23 protein-coding genes are annotated in these 24,596 nt (G+C 52.3%); 8 read left to right on the forward strand and 15 right to left on the reverse strand.

From position 1 onward, the window contains the following. Positions 1-98: 98 nt before the first annotated feature. From RSX24_RS24575 to RSX24_RS24595, 5 genes are all read right to left on the reverse strand, one after another. Entirely contained in the window at positions 99-1,097 is a 999-nt protein-coding gene (locus tag RSX24_RS24575; RefSeq protein ID WP_343262029.1) for a hypothetical protein, read from the reverse strand. 11 nt (positions 1,098-1,108) lie between these two features. Next, positions 1,109-2,107, reverse strand: coding sequence for a cysteine peptidase family C39 domain-containing protein (locus tag RSX24_RS24580; RefSeq protein WP_343262030.1), 999 nt, complete (start codon positions 2,105-2,107; stop codon positions 1,109-1,111). 29 nt (positions 2,108-2,136) lie between these two features. Next, complete coding sequence (locus RSX24_RS24585; protein ID WP_343262031.1) at positions 2,137-3,054, reverse strand: helix-turn-helix transcriptional regulator; 918 nt, start codon at positions 3,052-3,054, stop codon at positions 2,137-2,139. Positions 3,055-3,216: 162 nt separating this feature from the next. Then, positions 3,217-3,399, reverse strand: a complete 183-nt coding sequence (locus RSX24_RS24590; protein WP_236420451.1) for a hypothetical protein — start codon at positions 3,397-3,399, stop codon at positions 3,217-3,219. Between the two features lie 145 nt (positions 3,400-3,544). Beyond that, on the reverse strand, positions 3,545-3,868 hold the full coding sequence (locus tag RSX24_RS24595) for an ArsR/SmtB family transcription factor (protein ID WP_343262032.1): 324 nt from the start codon (positions 3,866-3,868) through the stop codon (positions 3,545-3,547). A gap of 226 nt (positions 3,869-4,094) precedes the next feature. Here RSX24_RS24595 and RSX24_RS24600 point away from each other — a divergent pair, with 226 nt between their 5' ends. Then, a complete protein-coding gene (locus RSX24_RS24600; protein WP_339274747.1) occupies positions 4,095-5,471 on the forward strand; it encodes an MFS transporter in 1,377 nt (458 codons plus the stop codon). 142 nt (positions 5,472-5,613) lie between these two features. On the opposite strand, the gene RSX24_RS24605 is transcribed toward RSX24_RS24600, so the two are convergent. The 3 genes from RSX24_RS24605 to RSX24_RS24615 all read right to left on the reverse strand — a co-directional run bounded on the left by RSX24_RS24605 (position 5,614) and on the right by RSX24_RS24615 (position 7,650). Beyond that, positions 5,614-6,063 carry a nuclear transport factor 2 family protein gene (locus tag RSX24_RS24605; RefSeq protein ID WP_236420448.1) on the reverse strand — a complete coding sequence of 150 codons (450 nt, stop codon included), beginning with the start codon at positions 6,061-6,063 and terminating at the stop codon, positions 5,614-5,616. Positions 6,064-6,281: 218 nt separating this feature from the next. After that, positions 6,282-6,707 (reverse strand): Rrf2 family transcriptional regulator, encoded by a 426-nt coding sequence (locus RSX24_RS24610; protein ID WP_236420447.1) that lies wholly within the window; start codon positions 6,705-6,707, stop codon positions 6,282-6,284. Positions 6,708-6,813: 106 nt separating this feature from the next. Beyond that, on the reverse strand, positions 6,814-7,650 hold the full coding sequence (locus RSX24_RS24615; RefSeq protein ID WP_343262033.1) for a helix-turn-helix transcriptional regulator: 837 nt from the start codon (positions 7,648-7,650) through the stop codon (positions 6,814-6,816). 118 nt (positions 7,651-7,768) lie between these two features. On the opposite strand from RSX24_RS24615, the gene RSX24_RS24620 reads away from it, so the two are divergent. Further along, positions 7,769-8,773 (forward strand): Gfo/Idh/MocA family protein, encoded by a 1,005-nt coding sequence (locus RSX24_RS24620; protein ID WP_236420445.1) that lies wholly within the window; start codon positions 7,769-7,771, stop codon positions 8,771-8,773. Between the two features lie 16 nt (positions 8,774-8,789). Then, entirely contained in the window at positions 8,790-9,737 is a 948-nt protein-coding gene (locus RSX24_RS24625) for an aldo/keto reductase (protein ID WP_343262034.1), read from the forward strand. Positions 9,738-9,960: 223 nt separating this feature from the next. On the opposite strand, the gene RSX24_RS24630 is transcribed toward RSX24_RS24625, so the two are convergent. Beyond that, positions 9,961-10,980: a Gfo/Idh/MocA family protein gene (locus RSX24_RS24630; protein WP_343262035.1), complete on the reverse strand. Its 1,020-nt coding sequence runs from the start codon at positions 10,978-10,980 to the stop codon at positions 9,961-9,963. A gap of 28 nt (positions 10,981-11,008) precedes the next feature. After that, the gene (locus RSX24_RS24635) at positions 11,009-11,785 is read right to left on the reverse strand and encodes a sugar phosphate isomerase/epimerase family protein (RefSeq protein WP_236420442.1); all 777 of its coding nucleotides are present in this window, start codon (positions 11,783-11,785) and stop codon (positions 11,009-11,011) included. Positions 11,786-11,928: 143 nt separating this feature from the next. Between RSX24_RS24635 and RSX24_RS24640 the strand changes: the two genes are divergently transcribed. From RSX24_RS24640 to RSX24_RS24660, 5 genes are all read left to right on the forward strand, one after another. Then, positions 11,929-12,732, forward strand: a complete 804-nt coding sequence (locus RSX24_RS24640) for a helix-turn-helix transcriptional regulator (RefSeq protein ID WP_236420441.1) — start codon at positions 11,929-11,931, stop codon at positions 12,730-12,732. 89 nt (positions 12,733-12,821) lie between these two features. Further along, entirely contained in the window at positions 12,822-13,520 is a 699-nt protein-coding gene (locus RSX24_RS24645; protein ID WP_343262036.1) for a response regulator transcription factor, read from the forward strand. A 23-nt stretch (positions 13,521-13,543) separates the two neighbouring features. Continuing rightward, positions 13,544-14,989: a sensor histidine kinase gene (locus tag RSX24_RS24650; protein WP_343262037.1), complete on the forward strand. Its 1,446-nt coding sequence runs from the start codon at positions 13,544-13,546 to the stop codon at positions 14,987-14,989. Between the two features lie 95 nt (positions 14,990-15,084). Beyond that, positions 15,085-15,840 (forward strand): ABC transporter ATP-binding protein, encoded by a 756-nt coding sequence (locus RSX24_RS24655; protein WP_343262053.1) that lies wholly within the window; start codon positions 15,085-15,087, stop codon positions 15,838-15,840. A 2-nt stretch (positions 15,841-15,842) separates the two neighbouring features. Continuing rightward, complete coding sequence (locus RSX24_RS24660) at positions 15,843-18,242, forward strand: ABC transporter permease (protein ID WP_343262038.1); 2,400 nt, start codon at positions 15,843-15,845, stop codon at positions 18,240-18,242. 72 nt (positions 18,243-18,314) lie between these two features. Here the strand turns inward: RSX24_RS24660 and RSX24_RS24665 are convergent, their stop codons facing one another. The 5 genes from RSX24_RS24665 to RSX24_RS24685 form a co-directional block, all read right to left on the reverse strand. Further along, a complete protein-coding gene (locus tag RSX24_RS24665; RefSeq protein ID WP_236420437.1) occupies positions 18,315-19,517 on the reverse strand; it encodes a Ger(x)C family spore germination protein in 1,203 nt (400 codons plus the stop codon). Then, complete coding sequence (locus RSX24_RS24670; RefSeq protein WP_236420436.1) at positions 19,514-20,614, reverse strand: GerAB/ArcD/ProY family transporter; 1,101 nt, start codon at positions 20,612-20,614, stop codon at positions 19,514-19,516. The genes RSX24_RS24665 and RSX24_RS24670 overlap by 4 nt, the downstream gene beginning before the upstream one ends. A gap of 19 nt (positions 20,615-20,633) precedes the next feature. Further along, the gene (locus RSX24_RS24675) at positions 20,634-22,358 is read right to left on the reverse strand and encodes a spore germination protein (protein ID WP_343262039.1); all 1,725 of its coding nucleotides are present in this window, start codon (positions 22,356-22,358) and stop codon (positions 20,634-20,636) included. A 272-nt stretch (positions 22,359-22,630) separates the two neighbouring features. After that, entirely contained in the window at positions 22,631-23,545 is a 915-nt protein-coding gene (locus tag RSX24_RS24680) for a methyl-accepting chemotaxis protein (protein WP_343262040.1), read from the reverse strand. 166 nt (positions 23,546-23,711) lie between these two features. Continuing rightward, on the reverse strand, positions 23,712-24,545 hold the full coding sequence (locus tag RSX24_RS24685; RefSeq protein ID WP_343262041.1) for a MurR/RpiR family transcriptional regulator: 834 nt from the start codon (positions 24,543-24,545) through the stop codon (positions 23,712-23,714). Between the last annotated feature and the right edge of the window lie 51 nt (positions 24,546-24,596).

Consider the following 24,596-nt stretch of genomic DNA (forward strand, 5'->3'; position numbering starts at 1 on the left):
TTCAAATGGAAAATGCAAAAAAATACCGTTCAAAGCTTTGCGCCTTTAACGGTATTTCCCAACCTGTTTGCAGCAGGACATGCTGCCATCGCTTTCGCTTACCTGAGTCCGATATCGCCGAAACGGTTGCCGATCGTCTCTGCAAACGCCTCCCGGATTGCATCAACCGCTTTTTGTTCGGTCTCCGCTGCTCTTCGGAGTAATACGCTGACCTTTCGAACGAGAGATTTATTCTTATCCTGCCAAGCCGCCGTCGAGTCTTTCATGGCCTCCTCGATTTCCGAATGAATATTGGCCAGCCGTTCATATTCCTGAATGACATAAGGCATCCGTTCCGACAGATGCTCCAGTTCGGCGGCATATCTGGCCATATCCTGCCGCGACCCGGCATAATAACGCAACGTCAGAGCAGCCTCTTCCGGTGCGTAATTCCCCGTTTCCAGCGCCTCCACTATGGCGGCATAAGCCGCGGAACCGCAGAAGTAGTCTTCCGGGGGCAGCATCGGATCATGCACCTCCCATTTGAACACGGCCTGAATGAGCGATTCCTTGCACACCTCCCACATATCCACCGTTTCTCGGGATTCGAGCACCTGATAGTACCAGTACGGCGTGCCGTTCTCCCCGAATGCGTCATAAGGCAAACCGCGGTGTTCATCCCCGTCGCTGTCGCAGATCCACAATGTTTGCTCCTCATCGTCGTATCCGGTTACGATCACGAAAGGATTGTGCCATAGAATCGCCCCCGTGCCGCGATCAATCGATGCCTTGATATCGAGCAGAGCCTGTGCGCGATAAAGCGGGAACGTAGGCTCGAACGTAAATCCGGCCGACTGGCTTGCCGTAATTCCGATCAAGTCTGCCGCGACGAATTGTTCTGCCATCCAGTTGTACGCCGTGGTCGATTCCACGCTCATACGCCGATCCGTGACAAGCCGAAAGGCGCTCGCCGTCATGCCGGCGATCATATGTCGTGGAAACGATGTCCACCCTCGATGGACTAAGAGTCGATGCAATGCAGCCGAGTACGTTCCCCTCGTTTGCGATTCCGGGCCATCCCGTATGACGGGAGGCAGGTCAAGCTTTCTTTTGCCCATGGTCCTTCCTCCTATCTTGCCGAATGCGTGCCCCAACGCGGTACGGTAGAACGTTTGCGGTCCGGGTGGCGCGCAGAGATCTGACGGAAAATGCATACGGCCCGTTCTTCAAGCTCTTGCGCCTGCGGAAGCAAATGCGCGAGATGGTGGGCCTTCTCCCGTGGTATGCTCTTGGTCTGTTGTTCGCGAGAGAGGCAGCTCTTCATTTCGGACATCTGCTCCTCAAGCTGCTCGTAACACGCAAGCGCTTCGTCCAACCCGTTGCAAACAGGCCGTGCGTCACGCAAATAATGCTGAATTTCCATCCGGGAATGGCAGTAAGAATCTAGAATATAGGCCGCGCCCGCCTCATCGTATTCTCCGCCAAGCAATGCTTTTCTCCAGACTTCGTGCGCCTTCCTGCCAGAAGCAATCGTCTTATCCGGCAGCAGACGATAAGGCGTATCCCAGTCCTCAATCGCCAGCCTCAACGATTCAAGTATCTGTTGATCTTCGGCAATCTGAACCCGATCACCGAAGATTTGGCAGTACCAGAACCCCGTAGGATTCAGTCCAAAGTTATCGTACAGCACGACCTGGGACTCTTCGCTCCACCCATCCTGCACGTAGAATACGCGATCCGTATCGTCATACCCGTAAATCACTCCGAATTCGGGAATCCAATAAATGATGCCTTTCCCCTCGTCCAAGCTCTTTCTAACCCAATTCACCGCATCTTGCTGATAATGTTCAAAAGTGGAATGCCTTGTTCGCCCGGCGTCCCACACCGTAAATATGCCCAAATTATCCATGCCTGGCTTATGGGAATCGCCCCACTGGCCATATGCCGTCACAGACATCGGCAGCAGTCGTTCATGGATGGATAACTTGAATGCCATGCCTGTATAACCAGATAATGCATACTTTGGCCCACGGAACAATTCCGCATGGGTCAATACGGCATGCAAACTGTCCGTGTAGGATTTGGATTCCCGCTTCATGCTCAGGCCTTGTAATATAACATCTGCCAATGCGAGCTCCCCTCACTTTCACTACGGATTCAACTTCCGTTCGTCCTGTCCAATCTGGCCGCCATACGTGCAATATGGTTCTGAAGCCGCTGCCTGAGCCATTTTGGGGCAAGCAGTTCTTCCCATTCGCTTGTGAACAGATGCTCTTCGAATGTATCGGCATCATAAAATTCAATGGTATGAACCCGATCCTTTCGTTCCCGAATACGGTATCCCATCCACATATCCGCGTCGCAGATTTCGGGCAGAAGGATTTCAGCCAGGAACGGCTTGCGGACGGGCAGCGGCCTTTCCCAGATGGACTGATTCGCTGCTGCATCGCAGACAAATCGTTCATCAGATAATCGGATGCGGCGCACCCCTTCCAGTCGCAGCAGCATGTTTTGAAGTGGATCCGTTTCGTAACCCGCCACATAGTCCGCATTAAACCTTGAAACAAATCCAAGCGGGCAAAACGGAAATTGGCGCTCTCCCTCATGATCCTGGTAGTGCATGTGCACTACGCGGGATTCTTTGATCGCATGTGATAACAGCTCCCTATATTGCAACTGCCTTGGAGCGGCCGAAAATGAAGGGAACGCCTCCTGGATGCCCTCACTTTCCGAATCCTCTTCGGTAAAACGCTCCAACAAATGGGCTACGCGCTTCACCGCATCAGAGCGATCATAATCGTAGTGGCGGTATCGATGCGCCAAATATTTCAGGACACGCTGTTCTTCTTCCGTCATATATAACTGGGGTAACCGATAAGTTTGATCCTCGTAACAGTACCCCCGGTATTTCGCCATGTAGACCAAGGGGGCACGGAGGGTGGCTGCCATATATTCAATGTCGCGTTGAGCCTGACGCCTGGAAATTTCGAATTCCCGGGCAAGCAGGCTGCTGTTTGGATAACGGCCGCTCCGAATCTGCTCGTCGAACCAGTGAATTCGGTGCATGTTGCTCATGGTTCTTCCCTCCCTGGTCATTGATGTGTTCTATTATAGTCTTCAGACGGTAAGGAAAACAGCGTGCTTTGCTGCCTTTCCCAGCGCTGCAGAAACCATGCAATGACCTTGGTTGTACGCATAGATGGTTTCTTTCCCCCTACTCCCTGCATCCGGTCATCGTTAAGCCTGATCGACTCTGGACTGGGCGGCTTTTGAGCATTTTTTGCAGACTTTCAGGCTCGTGCCATCCGTCTTCGTCTGCGTGTACAACAGTTTGATGCGCGTGCTTCCGCACACGGGACATGTTCCCCTTCCCCTGGAAGGCAGGTTCCACAATACGCGTCCTCTTTTCGTTTTTGCCAATGCTGGTGCCCCTTTTCTAAATTGGTTTGTCGTTCACCGTTATTATAAAGGGCATGGTACGACATAGAATGTCGCAGCAGTCGGCGTGAAAACACTGGCTGACACATAAAAAATGCCCCTTCTTCGGCTGAAGAAAGGACATCGTTCAAGATTGCTTATCCACCGACTCGGCCGCCGCCCGCAGCAAAGGCTGCAGCAGCCCGGGAAAACGCGCCTCCAAATCCTCGGATCGCAGTGTGATGAAATGCTGCGTCCCTTGAACGCGCACCCGAATGACTCCGGCTTCACGCAGTGTCCGCATATGGTGCGACAGCGTCGATTTCACAACAGGCGCCTGGAAATAGCTGCATGGCTGTTCCCCGATGCGTGACGCTTCAACGACGATGCCAAGCCTCACGTGATCGCTCAGTGCGTGCAGGACCGTGGACAATTCAATATCTTCGGCCTGCGGATGATGTAAAATTTTCATGCAAAGGCCTCCTTTTTTACATGAGATCCATTGTATTTTAGCACAATTCCATGATATATTTCTAATGTTCGATATCAATCGAACTTAAATCGATGAAACTTCCCCTGATTGCCAGAATCGGTTTCATTGCGATTGCACGTTTTTGCAAACATTACATCCCGTTTCTGAAACGTTCATTATTTTGCATTATTTAATATTCAACTATTTATGGATCAGGAGGTTACTTATGAGCAATACCGCAAATGCAACATCGGCAGGAAGGCCCGTCGGGATTCAGGAAGGGTTAATCGTAGGGCTGCTGGGCTTCACGGTTGTGCTCGTCGTGATGAACACGATGATGTTCAATCTGGCCTTGCCCCGGATTTCGGTTGATTTCCGTCTGTCGTCCGTCGCCTCATCCTGGATCGTTACCGGGTATTCCATCGTGTTTGCCATTTCGTCCATTACGTTTTCGCGCCTGTCCGACTTCGTGCCAATCCGCACGCTCTTTACGATCGGCCTGACCCTGCTTGGCGGTGCATCGATCCTTGGCTTTTTCAGCGATCATTTCGTTGTCCTGCTCTGCGCACGGCTGATTCAGGCTGCGGGCGCCGCATCCGTTCCCGGGCTGGCCATCGTATTGATTACGCGTTACATCCCCAGCGACCGCCGCGGCAAATCGATGGCCGTCATCATGTCAGCCAGTTCGCTTGGCCTCGGGCTTGGCCCCGTCATCGGAGGCAGCATCACCGAGTTCCTCGGTTGGCATGACCTGTTCATCGTTACTGGCTTGACCCTTGTTTTGATTCCGGTATTTTTCCGGCTGTTGCCGGGCGAAATGCCGCAAAAAGGTTCTTTTGACGTATGGGGCGCCTTGCTGCTGGCAATCGGAACGACAGGCATTCTGTTGTTCCTCACCACCCGCAGCTGGATCACGATCGTGATCGGTGCTGCTTCGCTGGTCCTGTTCTGGATCCGCATTCGCCGGGCAGCAGACCCGTTCGTGCAGCCAACGCTGTTCAAAAACAAAAAATACATGATGCTCAGCTCGCTCGGCATCGTGTCCTACATCAACAACTTTGCGACGTTATTCCTGCTGCCGCAGGTTCTGGCACATCTGTATGAATTGACGCCTGCCCAATCGGGCCTGGTTATTTTCCCGGGTGCCCTGGTGTCCATGCTGATGTCCAACCGGATCGGACGTATGATCGATCGCCACGGCAACACGCTGCTGCTCAAATTCGCGCCATGGCTGCTGCTGGCCGCCGCCGGACTTTTTGCCCTTTTCGCCGGCAGCAGTCTCTACGCGATCATGGCCGTTTACGTGCTGCTTAGTGTCGGCTTCTCCGCCTTGACCACGAGCGTGTCCAACGAGCTGTCGAACAGCCTCACGCAAGATGAGGTCGGAGCAGGCATGGGTCTGTTCCAATTGAGCCAGTTCTTCAGCGGAGCCTTCAGCGTCGCTGTGACCGGCGTGGCACTGACGGCCATGCAGCAGCTTTCGTTGTCCTCCGCGTACGCCTGGATTTTCTGGGGCATGACAATCATTGCTTTGGGCGCCGTTGTCTTCTCATGGGCTTATCTGCAGATGCAGAACCGCAAAACAGCAGCATCCAAAGCTTAAACTCAATGAACTGTACATTGCCGTCGCACAGTCCCGGCATTGCTCGGATGCAAAGTTGGGAAACGCGGCGCCTTTTCCCTAACCCGAATACCCCAAGCGTGTTGCCCGCTTGGGGTGTTTTTTTGCTTTGTCTTATTCAATCCTATTCGACCAGATCGAAACGAAGGCGTTTCAAGCTGGTGTACTTGATGACCCATTGTCCGTCGATGTTCACGTATGTTTCATGATAATGTCCGTATCCGTGAAACGATTTGTTCTCGTTTCCTTCAGGGAACGTCACCAGATCCTCCATAGGCGAGATGACTTTTGCCTCCGTGTCGGAGATGAATTCCACTTCCGCGCCGTGCACGTGATGCACGGTAACAGCCGGATCAACCAGATCCTTAAATACCTGCACGATCGTTTCGCGACCCGTCAACAACGGGATCGGATTGCCTTCCGTGCTGAAATCGGCCACGGCGTCCGGAGCGAACACTTCACCCAGTGCATCCCACTGCTTGGTATCAATCAGTCGGCAATAACGCGCCTTGGTGTTGCGTATATTTTCCAGTGCAAGCAGTTGTTCCAGTCCCGTGATGGTTGATTGGCTCATGTGTTGTCCCTCCAGCGATGTAAGATATTTGTTGGAATATGTATTTAAAATTGCCCTTCCTTATTGTACCACCCTGCTTGTCATGGGTACAATGTCGTATTCTCTTTTCTCCCTGTCAATCTGAGAAGCGTTGTCCACATTTCGTAAAGCACAAAAAATCCTTTCCTACAGAGGACGAAAAGGATTTTTCATTATGACATATGCCGATTGTATTGGATTCAATGCATTGTCCCTTGGGAGCCCGCTTTCCAGTCTTTCATCTGAGAGGCGATTTCGGACATTTTGCGATTGCCCAAATAACTTTCCATCTGCTCTTCGGCGCGAACCATCACCTGCTGAATCAGACAGTTCTCGTTATGGTCCTGAGAGCATTCGAACAGGGATGCCTGTCCTTCGATCGCTTGGATAATGTCGAGAAAGGACGGGTCCGGGTTCCTCCGGCTGAGGCGATACCCCCCGTTGGCCCCCGAGGTCGACTCGATCATGCCTGCTTTGACCAGCTTGGTCAAAATTTTGGACAAGTAGGTTGGCGATACCTTTTGCAGCTCTGCAAGCTGATGGACGCTGATCAATTCCTCCGGCTCCGTCGCCACGAGATGGAGGATCGTATGCAGGGCATAGTTCGTTGCTTTGGAATATTTCATGAGACCACCTCATTGTTACGGACTTTATGCATCCATAATAGTCCTGATCAAACATGCTGTCAAACGCCTCTGTTCCCTATCCTGGCTGCATAACCCGAAATAAAGACTAATTATGGTACAATCCCCGGTACTCCGTCGGTGTCATGCCTTCATGTGCCATGAATTGGCGATTGAAATAACTCGCATTCGGATAACCGGCCTCCTCGGCAATCTGTCCGATATTGGCGGTAGGTCGTTCCAACAACCACTGTTTCGCCATTTGCAGGCGGGACCGCGTGATGAATTCCATCGGCGTCATTTCAACGGCGCTTTTGAACAGCTTGCAGAAATAATACGTGCTCACGCCCGCCAGATCGGCCCAATCCTGCAGAAGGAACGGCTGGCAAGCCTCCTGCTGCATTCTTGGCAGCAGTGCAAGAATACGGCCTTCCGGATTGCCCGTACGCATGCTTTTAAGCGGTACCGCATGCTGGATGAATTCAGCCAGCACGGCATACGTCAACGTGGACAGCTGCGCCGGGCGCAGCATCCGGTTCTCCTCCGCCTCCGCGAGCAATGCCAAGTGTGCTTCCTCCCATGAATCCCGCTGCCGCAAGGTCCACAATCGGTTGCGATGCAAGCCCCTCTCGATCATGTAATCATGAAGCCGGTCGCCATAGAAATGCAGCCAGCGCACATCCCAAGGATCGTCCTCGCTGCTGTAGTAATGCTGGCGCTGCTGCGGAAAATAGAGCACTGCCTGGCCTGCCCTGAGCTCATGGACGACGCCGTCTTCCTCCACGTATCCTTTGCCGCTGGCCACATAGTGAATATTGAAGTTGCCCAGCGCTCCCGTCTCGCGCAGAACGCTGTGCTGAGGATGTTCCGTGTAATGTCCCACCGACTCGGGATAACAGAAATACGGAATATCCTGCAGCGTCAGCAACACGGTTTGTCTCATCATGACGTTATCCCCCTAACCAACAATATCGTGTTAACAAATCTCAATATATTATCATTTTCATTCAATCATCTATTTCATATAATCACAATATACATTTATCCAAAGGAGGATACCCACGATGAATTCCAATCGCAAATTACGCTGGGGCATTCTTGGCGCCGCCAATATCGCCGTAGGCTCCGTCATTCCCGGCCTGCAGCAATCCGAATTGAATGAAGTCGCCGCCATTGCCAGCCGGGACGAAGAGAAAGCCAAGGAAACTGCCGATCGCCTCGGAATTCCGCAAGCCTATGGCAGCTACGAAGCGCTGCTGGCGGATGATTCCATCGATGCCGTATATATCCCGCTCCCCAACCATCTGCACCGGGAGTGGACGATTCGCGCCGCAGAAGCGGGCAAACATATTTTGTGCGAGAAACCATTGGCACTAAACGAACAGGAAGCAAGCGAAATGGTTCAAGCTTGCGAACAAGCCGGCGTACATTTGGCCGAAGCCTTCATGTATCGCCACCATCCGCGATACGATCAGATTCGCAGCATCATCGAAAGCGGCGAGATCGGTACGATCCGCGGCATTCACAGCACCTTTTCGTTCAACAATTCCGGTTCGTCCGGCAACGTTCGTTTCCGCAAAGAATGGGGTGGCGGCGCGTTGTATGACATCGGCTGTTATTCCATCAGCGCGGCACGGCTATTGCTGGGAAAAGAACCCACCGCGGTAACGGTCGTCGGCCTGTTCTCCCCGGAACATGATCACGTCGATATGATGGCTTCCGGTCTGATGGAATTTGGCGACAATGTCGGCGTAACGTTCGACAGCAGCATGTGGGCCGCCTTCCGCAATACGCTTGAAGTGCTCGGTTCGGACGGGATCATTGAAGTACCATCCGCTTATATCAGCCGTCTGGACAACACCTCCAATTTTTACGTCACGAAAGACGGTGAACGCACGGAAATCGAGGTGCCGAAGGTCAACCATTATTCCCTGCAAGGGGACGACATGGCAAGGGCCGTGCTGCAAGGCAAGCGGCTGCGTTTTGCGCCGTCGGATGCCGTAGCCAACATGAGAGTGCTCGATGCCTGTCTTCGCTCGGCAGAACAGCGTCAACGAATCACACTTTAAGGAGGACTGAACGCTCATGGAATACATTAACATTGCAGGTACGGATAAACACATCTCCAGGTTGATCAAAGGTTCCGATTATTTTGTTCACGATGCCTACGAAAAGGCTTCTGCCAACATGGATGCCTTTCTCGCGATCGGCGGAAATACTGTGGATACGGCTCATATCTACTGCGGCGGACAGAGCGAGGAAGTACTGGGCCGCTACATGCAGGATAAGGGAAACCGCGACCAAATTGTTATCCTCACCAAAGGAGCCCATCACGACAGCCAAGGCCCTCGCGTAAATGCCGAGGCGATCCGCAGCGATCTGCTGACAAGCCTGGAGAGGCTCCAGACGGATCACGTCGAGTTGTATGCCCTGCACAGAGACGACCCAAACATGCCGGTCGGCGCCATTCTGGAAGCGCTTAACGAGCATGTGGAAAGCGGAAAAATCGGTGCCATCGGCGCTTCCAACTGGACGTGGCAGCGGCTTGAGGAAGCGAATGAATATGCCGCCTCCCATGGATTGAAGGGCTTCACCTTCAGCAGTCCCAACCTGAGCCTCGCCAAAGCCAATGAACCATTCTGGGCCGGCTGCGTATCGGCAGACGCCGAAACGCTGGCGTGGCATGAACGGACGCAGCTTCCGCTGCTCTCCTGGTCTTCGCAAGCACGGGGATTCTTTACTGGCCGCTTCACGCCCGAAGTCCGCGACAATGCCGACCTCGTGCGCGTATTCTACAGCGACGGGAACTGGGAAAGGCTGCGCCGTGCCGGAGAATTGGCCGAGACAAAGCATACGACGGCGATTCAGATTGCGCTGGCTTATGTATTGAACCAGTCCTTCCCGACCTGTGCGTTGATTGGTGCGCAGAATCGCGAAGAGCTGCTGTCCTGTGATGAAGGCTCCCGCTTGACTCTTACAGCGGATGAAATCGCCTGGCTTGACCTTGCGAGCGATGTCAAACCTGGCGTTTAATCCGGTTCTGGAAGGGCGAAGCAATCCATATCAACCGTATCAACCGCCATATTACCACGGTCTACCATGCTTTCAAGCAGGTGGGCCGTCTTCCTTTTCAGCCGTTTACCCACATCCCTGTATAAGCGTCTTTAGTGAGAAAGAACATAAAGAGGGCACCAGCCAGAGAAACGCTGGAGGTACCCTCAAGAGAACATATATAAGCGATCTGGATAATTCCGTCTTACAGCTTAACGATTTGGCCTGTTTTCTCGGATTCGAATGCGGCCAGAATGACCTTCAGCGAAGCCAGTCCTTCTTCTCCGGAGATCGAAGGCGGTGTTTGCGTAACGATCGATTCCACGAAAGCATCGATGACGCCGCTCGGTACTTGCTTCTCGTTCGTCGCCATGGCACCGACTTTGTACGTTTCTACCGTACCGTTCGTCAATTCAACGATAACTTCGTCGCCGTCCACCGTACCGATCTTCATCACGCCGTTCTCGCACCACAGCACGGTGCTGTTGTCGCCGGCTCTGTATTGCGTCCAGCTGGCTACCAGCGTGCCGATGGCACCGCTCTTCATACGTACGATGCATGTAGCGTTGTCGTCGACTTTGGTATCCTTTTTGTCCAACGTGCTGATGAATCCAGCCACTTCAGCGACTTCATCACCCAGCAAATAACGGATGAAATCCGATTTGTGCACGCCCAGGTCGCCCATGGCGCCCATAATGGCTTCTTCTTGACGGAAGAACCAGCTGCCTGCACCGTCCACGCTCCATGCTTCCGGTCCGGGGTGACCAAACGACGTACGGAAGTTCAGCACTCTGCCCAGCTTGCCGGAATCCAAAATTTCTTTGGCTTTCACGTGAGGAGGCATGAGGCGCTGGTTGTGTCCAACCATCAGGTACACGTTGTTTTTCTTTGCTGCCGCGATCATTTGCTCCGCTTCTTCGGCTGTGCTGGCCATCGGCTTTTCAACCAATACGTGTTTGCCGGCGTTCGCGGCGGCAATCGTCATCGGGGCGTGCAGGTAGTTCGGCGTGCATACGCTCACTGCATCCACGTTTTCGTTGGCAAGCAATTCTTCGTAACTGGAATAGGCCGTTCCGCCATACGTTTTGGCCATTTCTTCCGCACGCTCCACGATCGGATCGGCAAAAGCGACAAGCTCCACGTTTTCGTTGGCAGCATACTCCGGAATGTGTCTGCGTTGGGCGATCGCGCCGCAACCAAATACGGCAACCTTGATTTTGCTCATATGTTTGAAGTCTCCTTTTGGCAATGGATTAGAATTGGTTCAAATAGTTTTGCTTCAGCCAGTTGTAGCTGTTGGTCACGCTTTCAAGAGGTGGATTCTGACATACGTCCTGTTCCACGATCAGCCACTCCACGCCTGCATTCGTAGACGCTTCGATAACTCCCTTCAGGTCGACAACGCCTTGTCCAAGCTCGAGCGTTTTCATCTGGCCTTGTTCGTCTTTGCTGAAATCCTTCAGGTGAAGCAGCGGCAGACGGCCCGCATATTTCTGAATATACTCGATCGGATTTTGTCCCGCAAACTGTACCCAGCATACGTCCATTTCCACTTGTACGGCCTCTGGCGCAGTCTCGGCGAACATCGCGTCGAATGCGTTTTCGCTGCCGACCTGGCCGTGGAATTCGAAGTCATGGTTATGATATCCGAAGATCAGTCCCTGTTTGGCTGCTTCCGCACCATATTGCTGCAGTTCGGCAAACAGTTTGCTCCAGCCTTCCGCCGTCTCCGGGCGATCTTCAGGCATCAAGTAAGGGCAGATCATATATTTTGCGCCAATCGTTTTGAGGTAGTCGATTTCTTTTTGCAAATTTTCGCGCATGGCATGCAGCGATACGTGGCTGCTGAACCCTTTCAAGCCAAGCTCATCGAGAAGCGCTTTCATTTCCTCTGCCGGAATGTCTCCGTAACCGGCGAATTCAACGCCTTCATAGCCCAATTCGGCTACTTTGCGCAGGGTTCCAGGGAAATCTGCCGCCGTCTCGTTGCGGAGCGTAAACAATTGCAAACCGATGTTAAGTTTTTTCATGAACTGTACACCTCTGCTATTCAATTTGTTGGGATTGCTCTATCTGGTACCATCCTACCTCAAAACAGGCTAGAATGAACATATACAATATCGTCAAACCATGAACTATCTGGTCATTTTTTAAAGCGAAAGGTTGGATTATTTTGGAGACGGCCGTATTGATCTGCGATTACTCCTATCATTATAAAGCGTTTAACCATAATATGAGGGGCGGCTTGCAGTCCTACCTGTTCCGTTTGCAAACGGAAGGTTCTTGCAAGGTATACGCCCGGAATGAGGAGTTCGTATTGTCGGGAGGGGATCTCCTGCTGCTCAAACCCGGGGACGACTATCATTTGGTCGTGGAAGATCCTCACAAAGAAGGGCGGTTGTCGAGCGGCGATTATTATCTGTTCTGCGAAGGCGCTTGGATCGACGAATGGTGGAAAAGGCTCAAACGCCCGCCGGTCAACCGAATCGGGTTGGATGACAAACTGATTGGCCTGTGGCGCAACATGCTGCTGGAGAAACGCCGCGGCCCGTTGGAGGAGGATGCAGAGTTGAAAGATGCCCTGCTCCGGGGATTGTGCCTGTACATTGACCGGGCGATCAAGGAGAACCTGCAAACCGATCGTAAAATTTCCGCCACGCTCAAGCTGAAGCGGTACATCGAAGAGCATGCCACCATTACGTTCAAGCTCGAAGAGGCCGCCCGTTACGCGGGGCTAAGCTTGTCGCGCGCCGTGCGGCTGTTCAAGGAGCAGTACGGCAAAACGATGATCCAGTATGCGATCGAAATCCGGCTGAACGCCGCGCTGGAACGCATCAAATACAGCGAAATGACGCTGGAGCACATCGCCGAAACATGCGGCTTCGCGAGTTACTCCTATTTTCACCGGGTATTTCGTGCACACTTCGGCATCTCCCCGGCGGAATACAGAGAAACGGAACAGGCCTCCCTTCCTTAACAACAAACGGGCAAACAATTTTCTCTATGACTCTCTTCGCATTCCCATGTATAGTAATATTAGATTTTCCATGAATTGGAGCGAAAACCATGCATGATGCACGAAAAGTGTTAATGATCGAAGACGAGCAGGATATCGCCCGCATTGTAAGGGACTATCTGAACAAAAACCGATATGAGACCGCCATCGCAGGCACGGCGGAAGAAGGGCTGCAGATGATGGAGCTGCTTCAGCCGGATTATATCATTTTGGATATCATGCTTCCCGACCGGGATGGCATCGAGGTATGCCGTGAAATCCGGCGCAGGAACAATATCCCCATTTTGATGCTCAGCGCGCGTGGTAGCGATACGGACAAAGTGCTCGGCCTTGGATTTGGCGCGGATGATTATATGACCAAACCGTTCTCGCTAAGCGAGCTGCTGGCCCGGATCAATGCCCATTTCCGCCGCTATGACCGCCTAATAGCCGAACGAACTGAAGGGCATGTGCTTCGGTTCGGCGACTTAACGATCGACAAAAAAGCGTACCGGGTCACGCGGAACGGCTTGGAGATTCCTCTTTCCGCGAAGGAATTCGAAGTGCTTCATGTTTTGGCAAGCCATAAAAACCAGGTCTTTTCCAAAGCCCAAATTCTCGATGCCGTTTGGGGATATGCCTCCTATGGCGACGAGAATACAGTTACGGTGTACATCCGAAGATTAAGGGAAAAAATCGAAACAGACCCCTCTCACCCCCAACTGCTGAAAACCGTCTGGGGTGTAGGCTATAAATTCAACGTGGATTAAACCCCGGATTGGAGTCAAAGCACATGTCTCTGAACGCCTGGTCCAAACGATGGCTCATCGGCGCATTGCTTACTTTATTGCTGCTCGCCGCATGCAGCCTGCCGTTTGCGCTAAAAACGAATTCGCTCAACGAAGCAGGCGGGACGGAACCGTACGTCAAGCAGCTTCGATTGATTGCCAATCCACTGCTGCTTGAATTGGAAAACCGACAGCACCAGCTTAAAAATCCGGCCTTCCGGGAGAAGCTTCGTTCCTTGGCCCACGAAATCGGGATAACGTTGACCTATGCTGCACTGGATGGCGAAATCCTGCTGGATTCGAATCCCTCTGCGGAAGGCAAACATCTCAATCTGCGAACGCTGCTGTACGGAGAAGGTGATGATTTTCCCCTCCTGCCAACGAACGAAGGAAATTCGTTTACCGTTGCGTTTCCCGTAATGGACGATCCCTCCGGGATCCGTCAGGTCGGCCATGCCTTAATTTCCGTCCCTGTATCGTTGCTTTCTTCCGCCCATTCCGCACCGATTCCTTATACGTTCATGCTCAGCGGCGTATTCATCCTCTTGCTGGCCATGATGCTGATCATCATGAGAATAAAGGTAAAGAAACGCTTGATTTCCCCGATCAGGGAACTGCGGCAGCACGCGGAGTCGATCCTGAAAGGGAACTATGCCGAGCAAGTCCGGTATTCTCGCCCGGATGAAATCGGTGATTTATATGCCATGTTTGACCTGATGCGCACGGAAATTGAACACCTGCACCACCGGCGCAACCGGCAAGAACAAGCGCAAAAAGAACTGATCACGAATATATCCCACGACCTTCGCACGCCCATTACAACCTTGAAAACATATATCGAGGCCATTATGGACGGCATAAGCCCCGATCACGACACGCTTATGGAATACATGCAAGTCATGCGTACAAATGCGGATAAAACGGCAAGTCTCGTCGAAGATTTGCTTCTGCATGCCCTTCAGGAGCTCGGCCACATTTCCGTGGAAAAACGCGAGACTTACAGCCGTCCGGTCTTTGAAGCCATGCTCGCCCCCATCGGGCATATGGTGCATTTGAAAGGCCTTCACTACGAGGGGCCTGCCCGCATTCCCAACGTGCTGATCCGCATGGACCCGACAAGGATGGAGCAGGTCATCTCCAATCTCGTTGCAAACGCGCTTAAACACACGGAAGCCGGAGACACTCTGCGGATCAGTACAGAGCTCGAATCGTGGCGTTTCATAATAGCGATCGAAGATACCGGCAAAGGCATTCGTCCCCAAGACATGCCGTTTGTGTTTGAACGTTACTTCAAGGGGCAAGCATCGCCGGCAGCCGGTCACGTTCATGAAGGTACGGGACTGGGATTGTCTATATGCAAAAACATTATCGAGGCGCATGACGGGCACATCTCTTTCTCCAGCCAAGCGGGCAAAGGCACCCGCTTTCGGATCGACCTGCCCATCGTGTAATACTTTATTCATATTTCGATAAGTCTTTCTCAATATCCCCTGCCTACAATGAAGGCATAACTTACGAACCGGGAGTGATCGGCTTGTCCAAAGAAATGAAAGTTCCCCTCATCCGGGCACGCAATCTGTGCAGAACCTACGGCACCGGGACGGAACAATTCCATGCGATCCGAAACATCGATCTCGATATTTATGAAGGGGATTTTACCGTCATCATGGGCAACTCCGGCTCCGGCAAATCCACGCTGCTGTATCTGCTCAGCGGCCTTGACCGCGTGACGGCGGGAAAAGTCCATTTCCGCGAGGAACAGATCGACAGGTATTCCGAGCGCAAAATGTCCGAGTTTCGTGCCCGCAGGATCGGCTACATTTATCAAAGCAGCAATCTCGTCCCGGACCTGCCTATTCGGGAAAACATTTCGCTGCCCGGTTATATCGCGGGCCGAAAAAAAAGCGAAGTCCGCGCCAAGGCCGATCAACTTATGGATCGCATGGATATCGCCGGCCAGCGCAACCGTCTCCCTTCCGAAACGTCGGGTGGGCAGCAGCAAAGGGCAGCCATCGCCCGGGCGCTGATCAATTCGCCGGACGTCGTTTTTGCCGACGAACCGACGGGCAGCCTGAATTTCGAGCATGGTCAGGCCGTACTGGACATTCTGACGGAAATAAACCAGGCAGGGCAATCCGTCGTGATGGTTACGCATGACATGAAGGCGGCATGCAGGGCGGACCGGCTCATTTTCATCCAGGACGGCAAGGTCGGCGGCATCCTCGAATTCGACAAATATGACGGAACGCGCCTTCCGGAGCGCGAATCCACCATTTTTGCTTTTGTGTCGGGGAGGGAATAGACATGCTGGCCGTGCTGAAACTGAGTTTCTCCCGTCTGCGCAAAAGCAAGCTTCAAAATGTTTTCATTGCCCTGCTCATCCTGCTCTCAACCCTGCTTGTATCCACGGCTTTCATCGTATTGGCCAACACGGGCAACCAGTTCGAAGAAATGCATGCCCGCACCAACGGCTCGCATCAGGTGCTGACCTTTGAAAAAGGCTTGAACGATCCCCAGGCCGACCACGACTGGTGGACCTCCCAAAAAGGCGTCGACGTCTCTCCACTGCTCAGATATCGGACGTTGTCGGGAATCACCTTCAATGGTGAGCAATTCCCCAACATATACCTATATATGATCGATACGCCGGAGCAGCCTTGGGCCGTTGATAAACCCGTTTTTGCGGATGGTACGCCTTCTGATGCCCCCACGCGGGGCACGATCTGGATCCCAACCTCCATGTCGAACGCATACGACATATCCTTAGGCGATACTGTCAGCTTTAACGCAGACGCAGCAACCATCGAATTGGTCGTCAGCGGCATTCGGATTGACGTGCCTTATGGCGCCCCGTTCACCAATACTGCCCGGATCTGGATGAACGAAGCGGATTACCGCAACGTATTCTCCGGAAGCGGCAAAGATTATTCCATGATAGGCCTCCATTTCGATGACTACGAGACGAGTCCAAGGTACTGGGATCGCTATGCCGACGAAAACGGAATCCCCTTCCTCGAAACGAAGATGGAATTCGAGAGCATCGCTTCCTTTTATCTGATCATCCATCAAATCGTCGGTTTTATCATGATTTTTCTAGGCATTGTCATGTTGATTATTGCACTGATGACCATCGGGTTCACGATTTCGGATTCGATTCTGGCGAACTATAGAACGATCGGAATTTTGAAGTCCCTCGGCTTCACATCCCTTTCGACCATCGGCACTTATGCGATTCAATACGCCCTGCTCGCTTTCGCTGCCATCCTTCCCGGAACTGCGCTGAGCCTCATCATGTCCAGGTTCATCATCGGCATTTCCACGTCATCCCTTCGTGCAGGCAATGAAGATTTGGCGATTCGGGGAACAGGCTTGGTACTGATGTTGGCCGTGCTGCTTTTCCTGCTTGTCATCCTGTTCGTCATCGTATATGCCTCAAAAGCAGGCCGCATCCAGCCTGTACAGGCCATCCGGTACGGCATGTCGGAAACGGACCATGCCCGCGCAGCGCGAAGAATGAATTTATCGCTGACGCGCTGGATGAGTTTTGCCACGATACCTGTTGGCGCTGCGGTCGGCATGCGAAACATCATGAAATACGGAAAAAGTTCACTTCTATTGCTGCTGCTTACCACCATGGCCTCCTCCGTGCTGGTCTTCGGGTATGCGTTAATGACAAGCATCACGGAGATTCATCAAACTGCCGCCAAGTGGGGTTATGATCAGGCGGATATTGCGGCAGTCATCGTGGACAAAGGCGCCTTTCCGCGCGCCGAAATGGAACGGGCCTTGGAAGAGGAAGCACAGATCGAGAACGTGGCGTGGCAAGGGAATGTCACTGGAATTACGGTACCCGAAACGAATCATGCCAATCAGCACGATTCGGTTAGCCTGGCGCTCAGCGTGCTGGACGGAAACTATCGGGAGCTTGGATTCGAAACGCTGCACGGCAATGACCCTGTGCGGAAAAATGAGATTTCGATCGGCGTAGGGGTTAGCCGCATGTTAAACAAAGATGTAGGGGACCTCATCGAGCTGTATATCGAAGGCCAAAAACGTACGTTCATCATCACCGGCACGTATCAGGCCATTGCCAACATGTCCATATCCGGGCGCATCACGGCCGAGGCCATGCGAACCGTCGATCCGGATTACAGCGATGCCGACGTCGCGTTCATTCAAGTCCGAGACAAAACGGATGCCGCTGCGGTCGCCAAACGGTTGAACGAGCCATTCCAGGGATCGGTTTCGGTCGTCACCCAGAAAGTACTGCTTGATTCCGTCTATACCGAGGCCGCCAACGTGCTGATCTATCCGATGTGCCTGATCGGAATGCTGTTCCTTGCCGTTACGTTCATCATCATTTTCAGCACTTGCCGAATCAACATTCGCAAAGAATCGCGGACGTATGGCATCTACAAATCCTTGGGCATGACGTCACGTCAGCTCCGCCTGTCGATTGCTGCCGCAACTGCGGGCGTTGCGTTGGTCGGTTCCCTTTTCGGAATAGCGGTAGGCGTATATTTGCTGCCGTTTCTGCTTGAAACGGTCCTCTCAGGATACGGCATCGTCGATCTGCCCCTTATTTTGAACGGGTCCGGCATCCTGATGTTTTCCGGCTTAAGCATACCGGCTGCCGCGCTTGGATCATGGGCATCTTCACGAGTGATCAGGGAAGCCTCTCCACGGGACCTGGTCGTTGAATGAACAGATATGCACAATTGAAAGCAGGCTGTCCTTCTTATCTGGAAGATCAGCCTGCTTTCATGCGTTCATTCGTTATTGCGTCGATGATCCCGGGTTGGTGATGTTCACTTTCACGTCATACGTAATGGGCACTGTGCTGAAAACTTCGTCCCAATCCTTTTTTACCTTTTTCCAAACCTTTGGATAATGAATGCGCAGGCTCTCCCCGAAATCGCCTACATCCACTTTATGGGTATGCTGCATCTTGTACAGGACCTGTTTGATCTGCTGTTCGGCCAATTCGGCAAAGTCCTTTTCCAGTTCCTTCAGGTAAGCGCCCTTTTCTTCCTTCTCGGGCGCGGTCCAGTCTTCCATCATCCATCCTTCCGATTTCACGTCCACATGAAACGAAATTTCGTTGCCGCGGACATGCGGAATGACCTTCGTTTTTTTCTTTTTCATCTCGTAAACGATGGTAAAGCCGTTCTTTCTATAGCTTTTCAACACCCCCCCGCCGGATCTGTCCGTGATCCATGCTAACCCTTCCAGGTCGGTTTGGCTAAGCTCTCCGATGAATTTGGTCGTTTTGCCATCGATAATGCTCGCCCCCGAAAACTTGTCCTCTCCATCGTAGGAAAGCACGTTCTGCAGCAGAAAGCTGGAACCGGCCTGCATTTTGGCATCCACCATGGCGAGCGTCACCGGTTCCATAATTTTCGTCGTCATATAGGCATTGCGGGTTGTGTTGGTCAGGTAGAATGCAGGGATGCGGGTAGGATCTTGGGAAGTCAACACTTCCCTGGCGCTGCGATGGCTGATGATGACCAGCGTGTTAGGCCGAATGTCATTATCCCGCAGCACGAAATCAAGCAGTTGGTCCATCCTGTATTTTTTCAAAACGTCTTTGGATATGACGATCACCTTCAAATGATGCCCGATTAACGGACGATCCCGCCGAAGGGCAAATTGGCGAAAGATTTGCAGCAGCGAATCCCCGCTGAGCTGTTCGTTGGAATACGATGTTTTTCCGGACGAAGGAGAGCCCGATCCTCCGCCCTGTTGTTGTTTGGAAAATCCCGGCGCAATTTGGACCGTCGCTGTCACGTTATTTTCCTTCGAGTAGTTGCCCCCTTGGGAAGCGATGTTTTTTTCGAATGCCGTCTCCTCGCCGACGTCGAGGCCGAGGCCCACGTAAACGCTCAATTCCTCGATCTCCCTGCTGCTCCAGCAACCCGATATAATCAGCAGTGCAGCAAGTGCAGCCATGATGCGCAACAAGGAACGCACTTGATTCATGCCTGTTTTCCTCCTTTCTTGCGAATCATGCTGAGAAGCAAAAGAAGCAGCGGCAGAACGGCAAACAGGGCTATCGAGATCGTTCCCAGCATGTCGCCTAAAGCAAAGGTTTCATCCAAATTTTTCGGCATCAGCGCAGCGATATAAATGACGGGAAGCAGCAGGTACATGATGAAATGGGTCTTCTTGGACCGAAACAACTCGCGAATGCCGATCGAAGCACAATAATGCGTAATGGTACACGTGGAGAACATTTGCATAATCCAGAGAACCAAAAGCAGGGATTCAAAACGTTCGAAAACAAGTCCCTTGATTTCGAAGCTTCGGACCAAATCCAGAGTCGGCCACGTTCGGGTCTGGATGCCATCCAGCGAAAGACTGCCTACAACCATAACCACCGTAATCAAATAAATGATGGTGGAAATGCTGACTCCCCAAGCAACCGCCCTATTGCTCGTTTTTGGATTTTTCATGTACGCGGTCAGAATAAACATCGCTTCATACCCTGTAAATGACAGGAGCGAGGGCTGTAATCCCTTGAAGACCGGCATGATTCCTTCGCCAAGCACAGGTCGCAGATTGCTGATTTCAAACAACTGCATCCCCAGCAAAATTTGCACGACGAAAATCACCAACGTCAGGGGCAAAATGATCTCGAGCACCCGAATGATGACCTGGAGTCCTCCCGTGATCAGATAAATACCGATCCACATAAATACCATGACCATGGCCCAGGTAGGGGTCCTTTCCAACAAATACATGCCCGTCACATCCGCCATGATGCGAATTTCGAACGCGGAGATCACGATAAAGTAAACAATCATCGCGAATCCCAAGATGAAGGCAATCCATGTGCCGGTTATTTCTCCCATGAATTCGAAGACCGTCTTTCCCGGAAATCTCTTGCACAAGGTGACCAGAATTAGACCGACGCCCGTGATGACCAGGCCGGACAACAGGATCGAAATCCATACGTCGGGTGTCCCGACTGCTTTGCTCGTCGTGCGGGGCAGTGTCAATATGCCCGCACCAAGCATGTAGTTTACGATGACCACGACAGCCTGAGCCGTACTAATCTTTTGCTGGGAGCCTTCCATTCTGTCTCACCTCCATGCCTCATTGTTTATTTGTGCGATCTTCGTCCTCCGGATTGGCCAATTTCGGCCGCAATCTCATCATTCGGATAGGAGCGCGAATGATGAAGTCTTTCCAGTCCCGCAGACTGTAAGGAACGGCCGGAGCCACGTAAGGCGCACCGAAGCTCGACAAACGGGCCAAATGCGTGCAAATCAACAGGAAAAACATGACCACGCCGAACAGCCCAAGCACCGCCGCGCTGAACATGGCTGCAAAACGCAATATCCGCAAGGTCAATCCCGCGCTGTATACCGGGATGGTAAACGAAGAAATGGCCGTCACGGCAACGACAATAACCAGGAACTGACTGATGATCCCTGCCTGCACGGCAGCCTGTCCGATAATCAAACCGCCAACGATGCCCATCGCAGGCCCGATCGGTTTGGGCAGCCGGATTCCGGCTTCGCGAAGGATCTCGATCGAAAGCTCCATGATGAGCACTTCGATAATCGACGGAAACGGCACCCCCGTCCTGGTTTCGATAATCGTTAGAACAAGCTTGGTCGGAATCAGTCCGGGGTGGAACGAGATAAACGAAATGTACAAGGCGGGGGCAAGCAGTGCCAACATCGCCGCCAGAAATCTCAGCATTCTCAAGAAAGTCCCCGGAATCCAGCGTTCGTAATAATCCTCGGGGGACTGAAGCAGCATGCTGAAGGTCACCGGAACGACGAGTACAAAAGGCGTGCCGTCCAGCAATATGGCCACCCTTCCTTCCAGAAGCGCACCCATAACCCGGTCAGGCCTTTCGGTGTTGAGCACTTGCTGAAAAGGACTAAACGTGTTGTCCTCGATCAGCTGCTCCACATATCCGGACTCCAGCATAATATCCATTTCCATCGCATTGATCCGTTCTCTGACTTCCTCGACCAATTTGGGGTCCGCAATATCCTGCATGTACGCAATCGCCAGATCTTTTTTGACCCGGGTGCCTACCTGATACTTCTCAATAAATAAGCTTTGATCGCTTCCATATCGACGCAATATGCCCGTGTTGTCGCTCAACTGCTCCGTGAATCCGATTCGCGGTCCACGGAGAAGCGCCTCTGATAAGGGTTCATCGATGCTGCGGGTCTTTCCCTGCGGTCCCCCGATAATGAAAGCTTTTGGCAAGCCTTCCACAATCAATCCCGTTTTACCCCCGAGGACGCCCAGAGCGAACTTCTGCAGCGATTGCGTCTCTTCGTATACACTCACCATAAGCAAGCGATTCAACAGAAACGATTCGAGGAGGCTGGATCCCTCGGCTTGGGAAAAGCGCTCGAGCTCTTCCTCAGGGATACCCTCCGTCATAAGCGGTGCCATCAGGGACTGGTCGAAGAGACTGGGATCGATCAATCCTTCGGTAAATACGGCCGCAATTCGGATGTCGGTCCCCTTGATCGTCAGCTCCCGAATGTAAACGTCCGCATTCCGGGCCACCGTTTCCCTGATGCTAACGATGTCCGTGGAATATTTCCCGCTTATTTTGATGTTGGCATATCTCCCCGTTTCCGGATGCTGGTCTTGCTCCGATGCGCTCCCTGGAGAAGCTCCCCCCGCTCGCTCCAGATTTGAAGGTTTTGCCTTTTTGAAGCTGCCTCTCTTAATGGCATCATTCAACCAACGGGAAACGTACAATATGACGACGGGAACGATGACCAATACGATGGCTTGAAACCATACGGAACCTTCCGGTATATAACTGAGCAGCTTGGACCACATCTTCCTCCCCCCAATACCATGGCTTCTCATAGCTACTGGCTTCCTTGCCTCTGAAAGAAAATCCCGCAGTTGTTACAAAAGGCATGATTTAAATGCAAGGCATCGCCATAAGCTTTTGAGTTTTCCAAAGTATTGTGTCCCCGTCGGCTCACAATAATTCCCGTTTTTGCAAGCTTTTCGCACGTTGCCTTGCATCGGCAACGGCAAAAGGGCAGATTCCGTATTCGGGAATCTGCCTGTATTTTTAAATCAGGAATTGACCATCGCCTGGTTCATACCATCTTGGATACGTGCCCTGCCTTGATGTCGAGCAGCTGCGCGGATTCCGCCGTGTTCGTAAAGTCCCGTAGCGTAACCTCGATCTGTTTTTCGCTTTGTTCTACATACTGTCTTACCTGCTCGGTGCCTTTGGAAATGTTGTGAATTTCCTGGGTGATCCCTTGCACGCTGTCGCGGATTTCGTTGATGGAGTTTTCAACCATGGCGGACAGCTTTTTCACTTCCTTCGCCACGATATCGAAGCCTCTTCCATACTCCCCGGCATGCGCCGCCTCAATGGCAGCATTCAGCGCCAATAGTTGCGTTTGCGAAGCAATGTCCCGGACCGTTTTGACTACGCCCTGAATGTCAGCCGCCTGCTGCTGCAGATGGGCAAGCGTGGATTGGTTGTTAGCAGCCACCTGGGAGATCCGTGCTATGCTGGAGAGCAGTTCTTTGCTTCGCGCCGTTCCCTCTTCCGCCTGCTCGTTCAATCCGTGGGATAACGTTTTCAATTCATTAACAACGGTGGCGATGCTGTTCTGTCGCTTCGTAATATTCGTGGCTATTTTGGAAACCCCTAGAATGCGTTCGTTCTTTTTATCATAAATCGGCATGTAGGTCGCTTCCAGCCAGACAGAACTCCCCTGTGCATGTTTGCGTTCAATCTTGTCCTGGAAGCTGTTCCCGTTTAAAATGCTCTTCCAGAACGCTTCGTACTCGGGTCGGTTTACAAATTCGTCAAAACATAGCTGCCTATGGCTCATGCCAATCATCTCTTCCTTGGTATAACCCATAGTGGATGCAAATACATCATTGACATACACTACCTGACGATTCAAATCAAAACGAATGATGGCCAAACTTCTCTCGATGGCCTTAACAACCAAATCATCAGTGACCGCATCTTCCTTCAGCGCCTCTAACACAGTAATGGATCCCTCCGCTAAATACTGTAATGCAGCGATCATACAACATTCGGATCATTTATTCTATGACCTTATGTGACAATATTTGCAACTAAACGACAAAAAAGCCGCGCAACGCACGCGGCTTATGTCGATGCAAACATAGACATCTTAAATAGAGGCCCCGTTATCCTCTGGGCAACCTGTCCGCATAACGGCTGCGCAGTTCGCCAAGCCGCTCCAACTGGGCTAACGCCTGTTCTTTCTGTTTCAATCCGACAGCGAGCACCATCTGTTCCATCAACAATAGCGGGGTGACCATGGAATGGAATTCCCCAAGTTCTCCCCGGCTGACATAGAACGAAATCGATGCCCCCATCCCGTATAACAAATCTTCCCTGTCTGTAACCAAAACGGCCTGGCTGCCCGTATTGCTGGCGTAATCGAGAATCACCTCGGCTTCCGGAAGCAAGCGGGTAAAGCAGAGCAGCAGCACCACATCCTCCTTCTGCATATGCATCAGCGTTTCCAGCAATTCATGTCCGCCTCCTGCCAATCGGACAACGGTCATCCCGAATCTGGACAAACGGAAGGACAGCAGCTCAGCCAATCCTGCCGAAGGTCCTGGGGCATAGACATATACCCTTCTCGCTTCCGAGAAAAGAACGGCGGCCTGCTCCAGATCTCCGCTCTTCATGTGAGAGAGCGTTTCCTGCAAATGCGCGACGGATGCCTCCAACAATTGAACGGGCAGGCTGTCGGTGTCCATGCGGGATATCGTTTTATTCAGTTTGAGGGCGGGAGTGGTATCCTCCGAAGTCCGTAGACGGATCTTGAACGCTTTGGCATTGTCGTAGCCGACGGCACGCCAAAAACGGGATACCGTGGCGATGCTGGTTCCAAGCCTGTCCGCGATTTCCTGCTCGGTCATGAATAACATGTCCTCCGGGTGGCGCTCAATGAAATCGGCGATTTTTTGATGTCCTGGCGATAGCTGATCTTTATGGGCAAACAAGTTCATATCCCTTGCACTCCTTTGAGGTCTCTGCAACCAGTATACCAGCAGCACGAA

Source organism: Paenibacillus hubeiensis (assembly GCF_032334105.1).
GTDB classification, from domain to species: Bacteria; Bacillota; Bacilli; order Paenibacillales; family Paenibacillaceae; genus Paenibacillus; species Paenibacillus hubeiensis.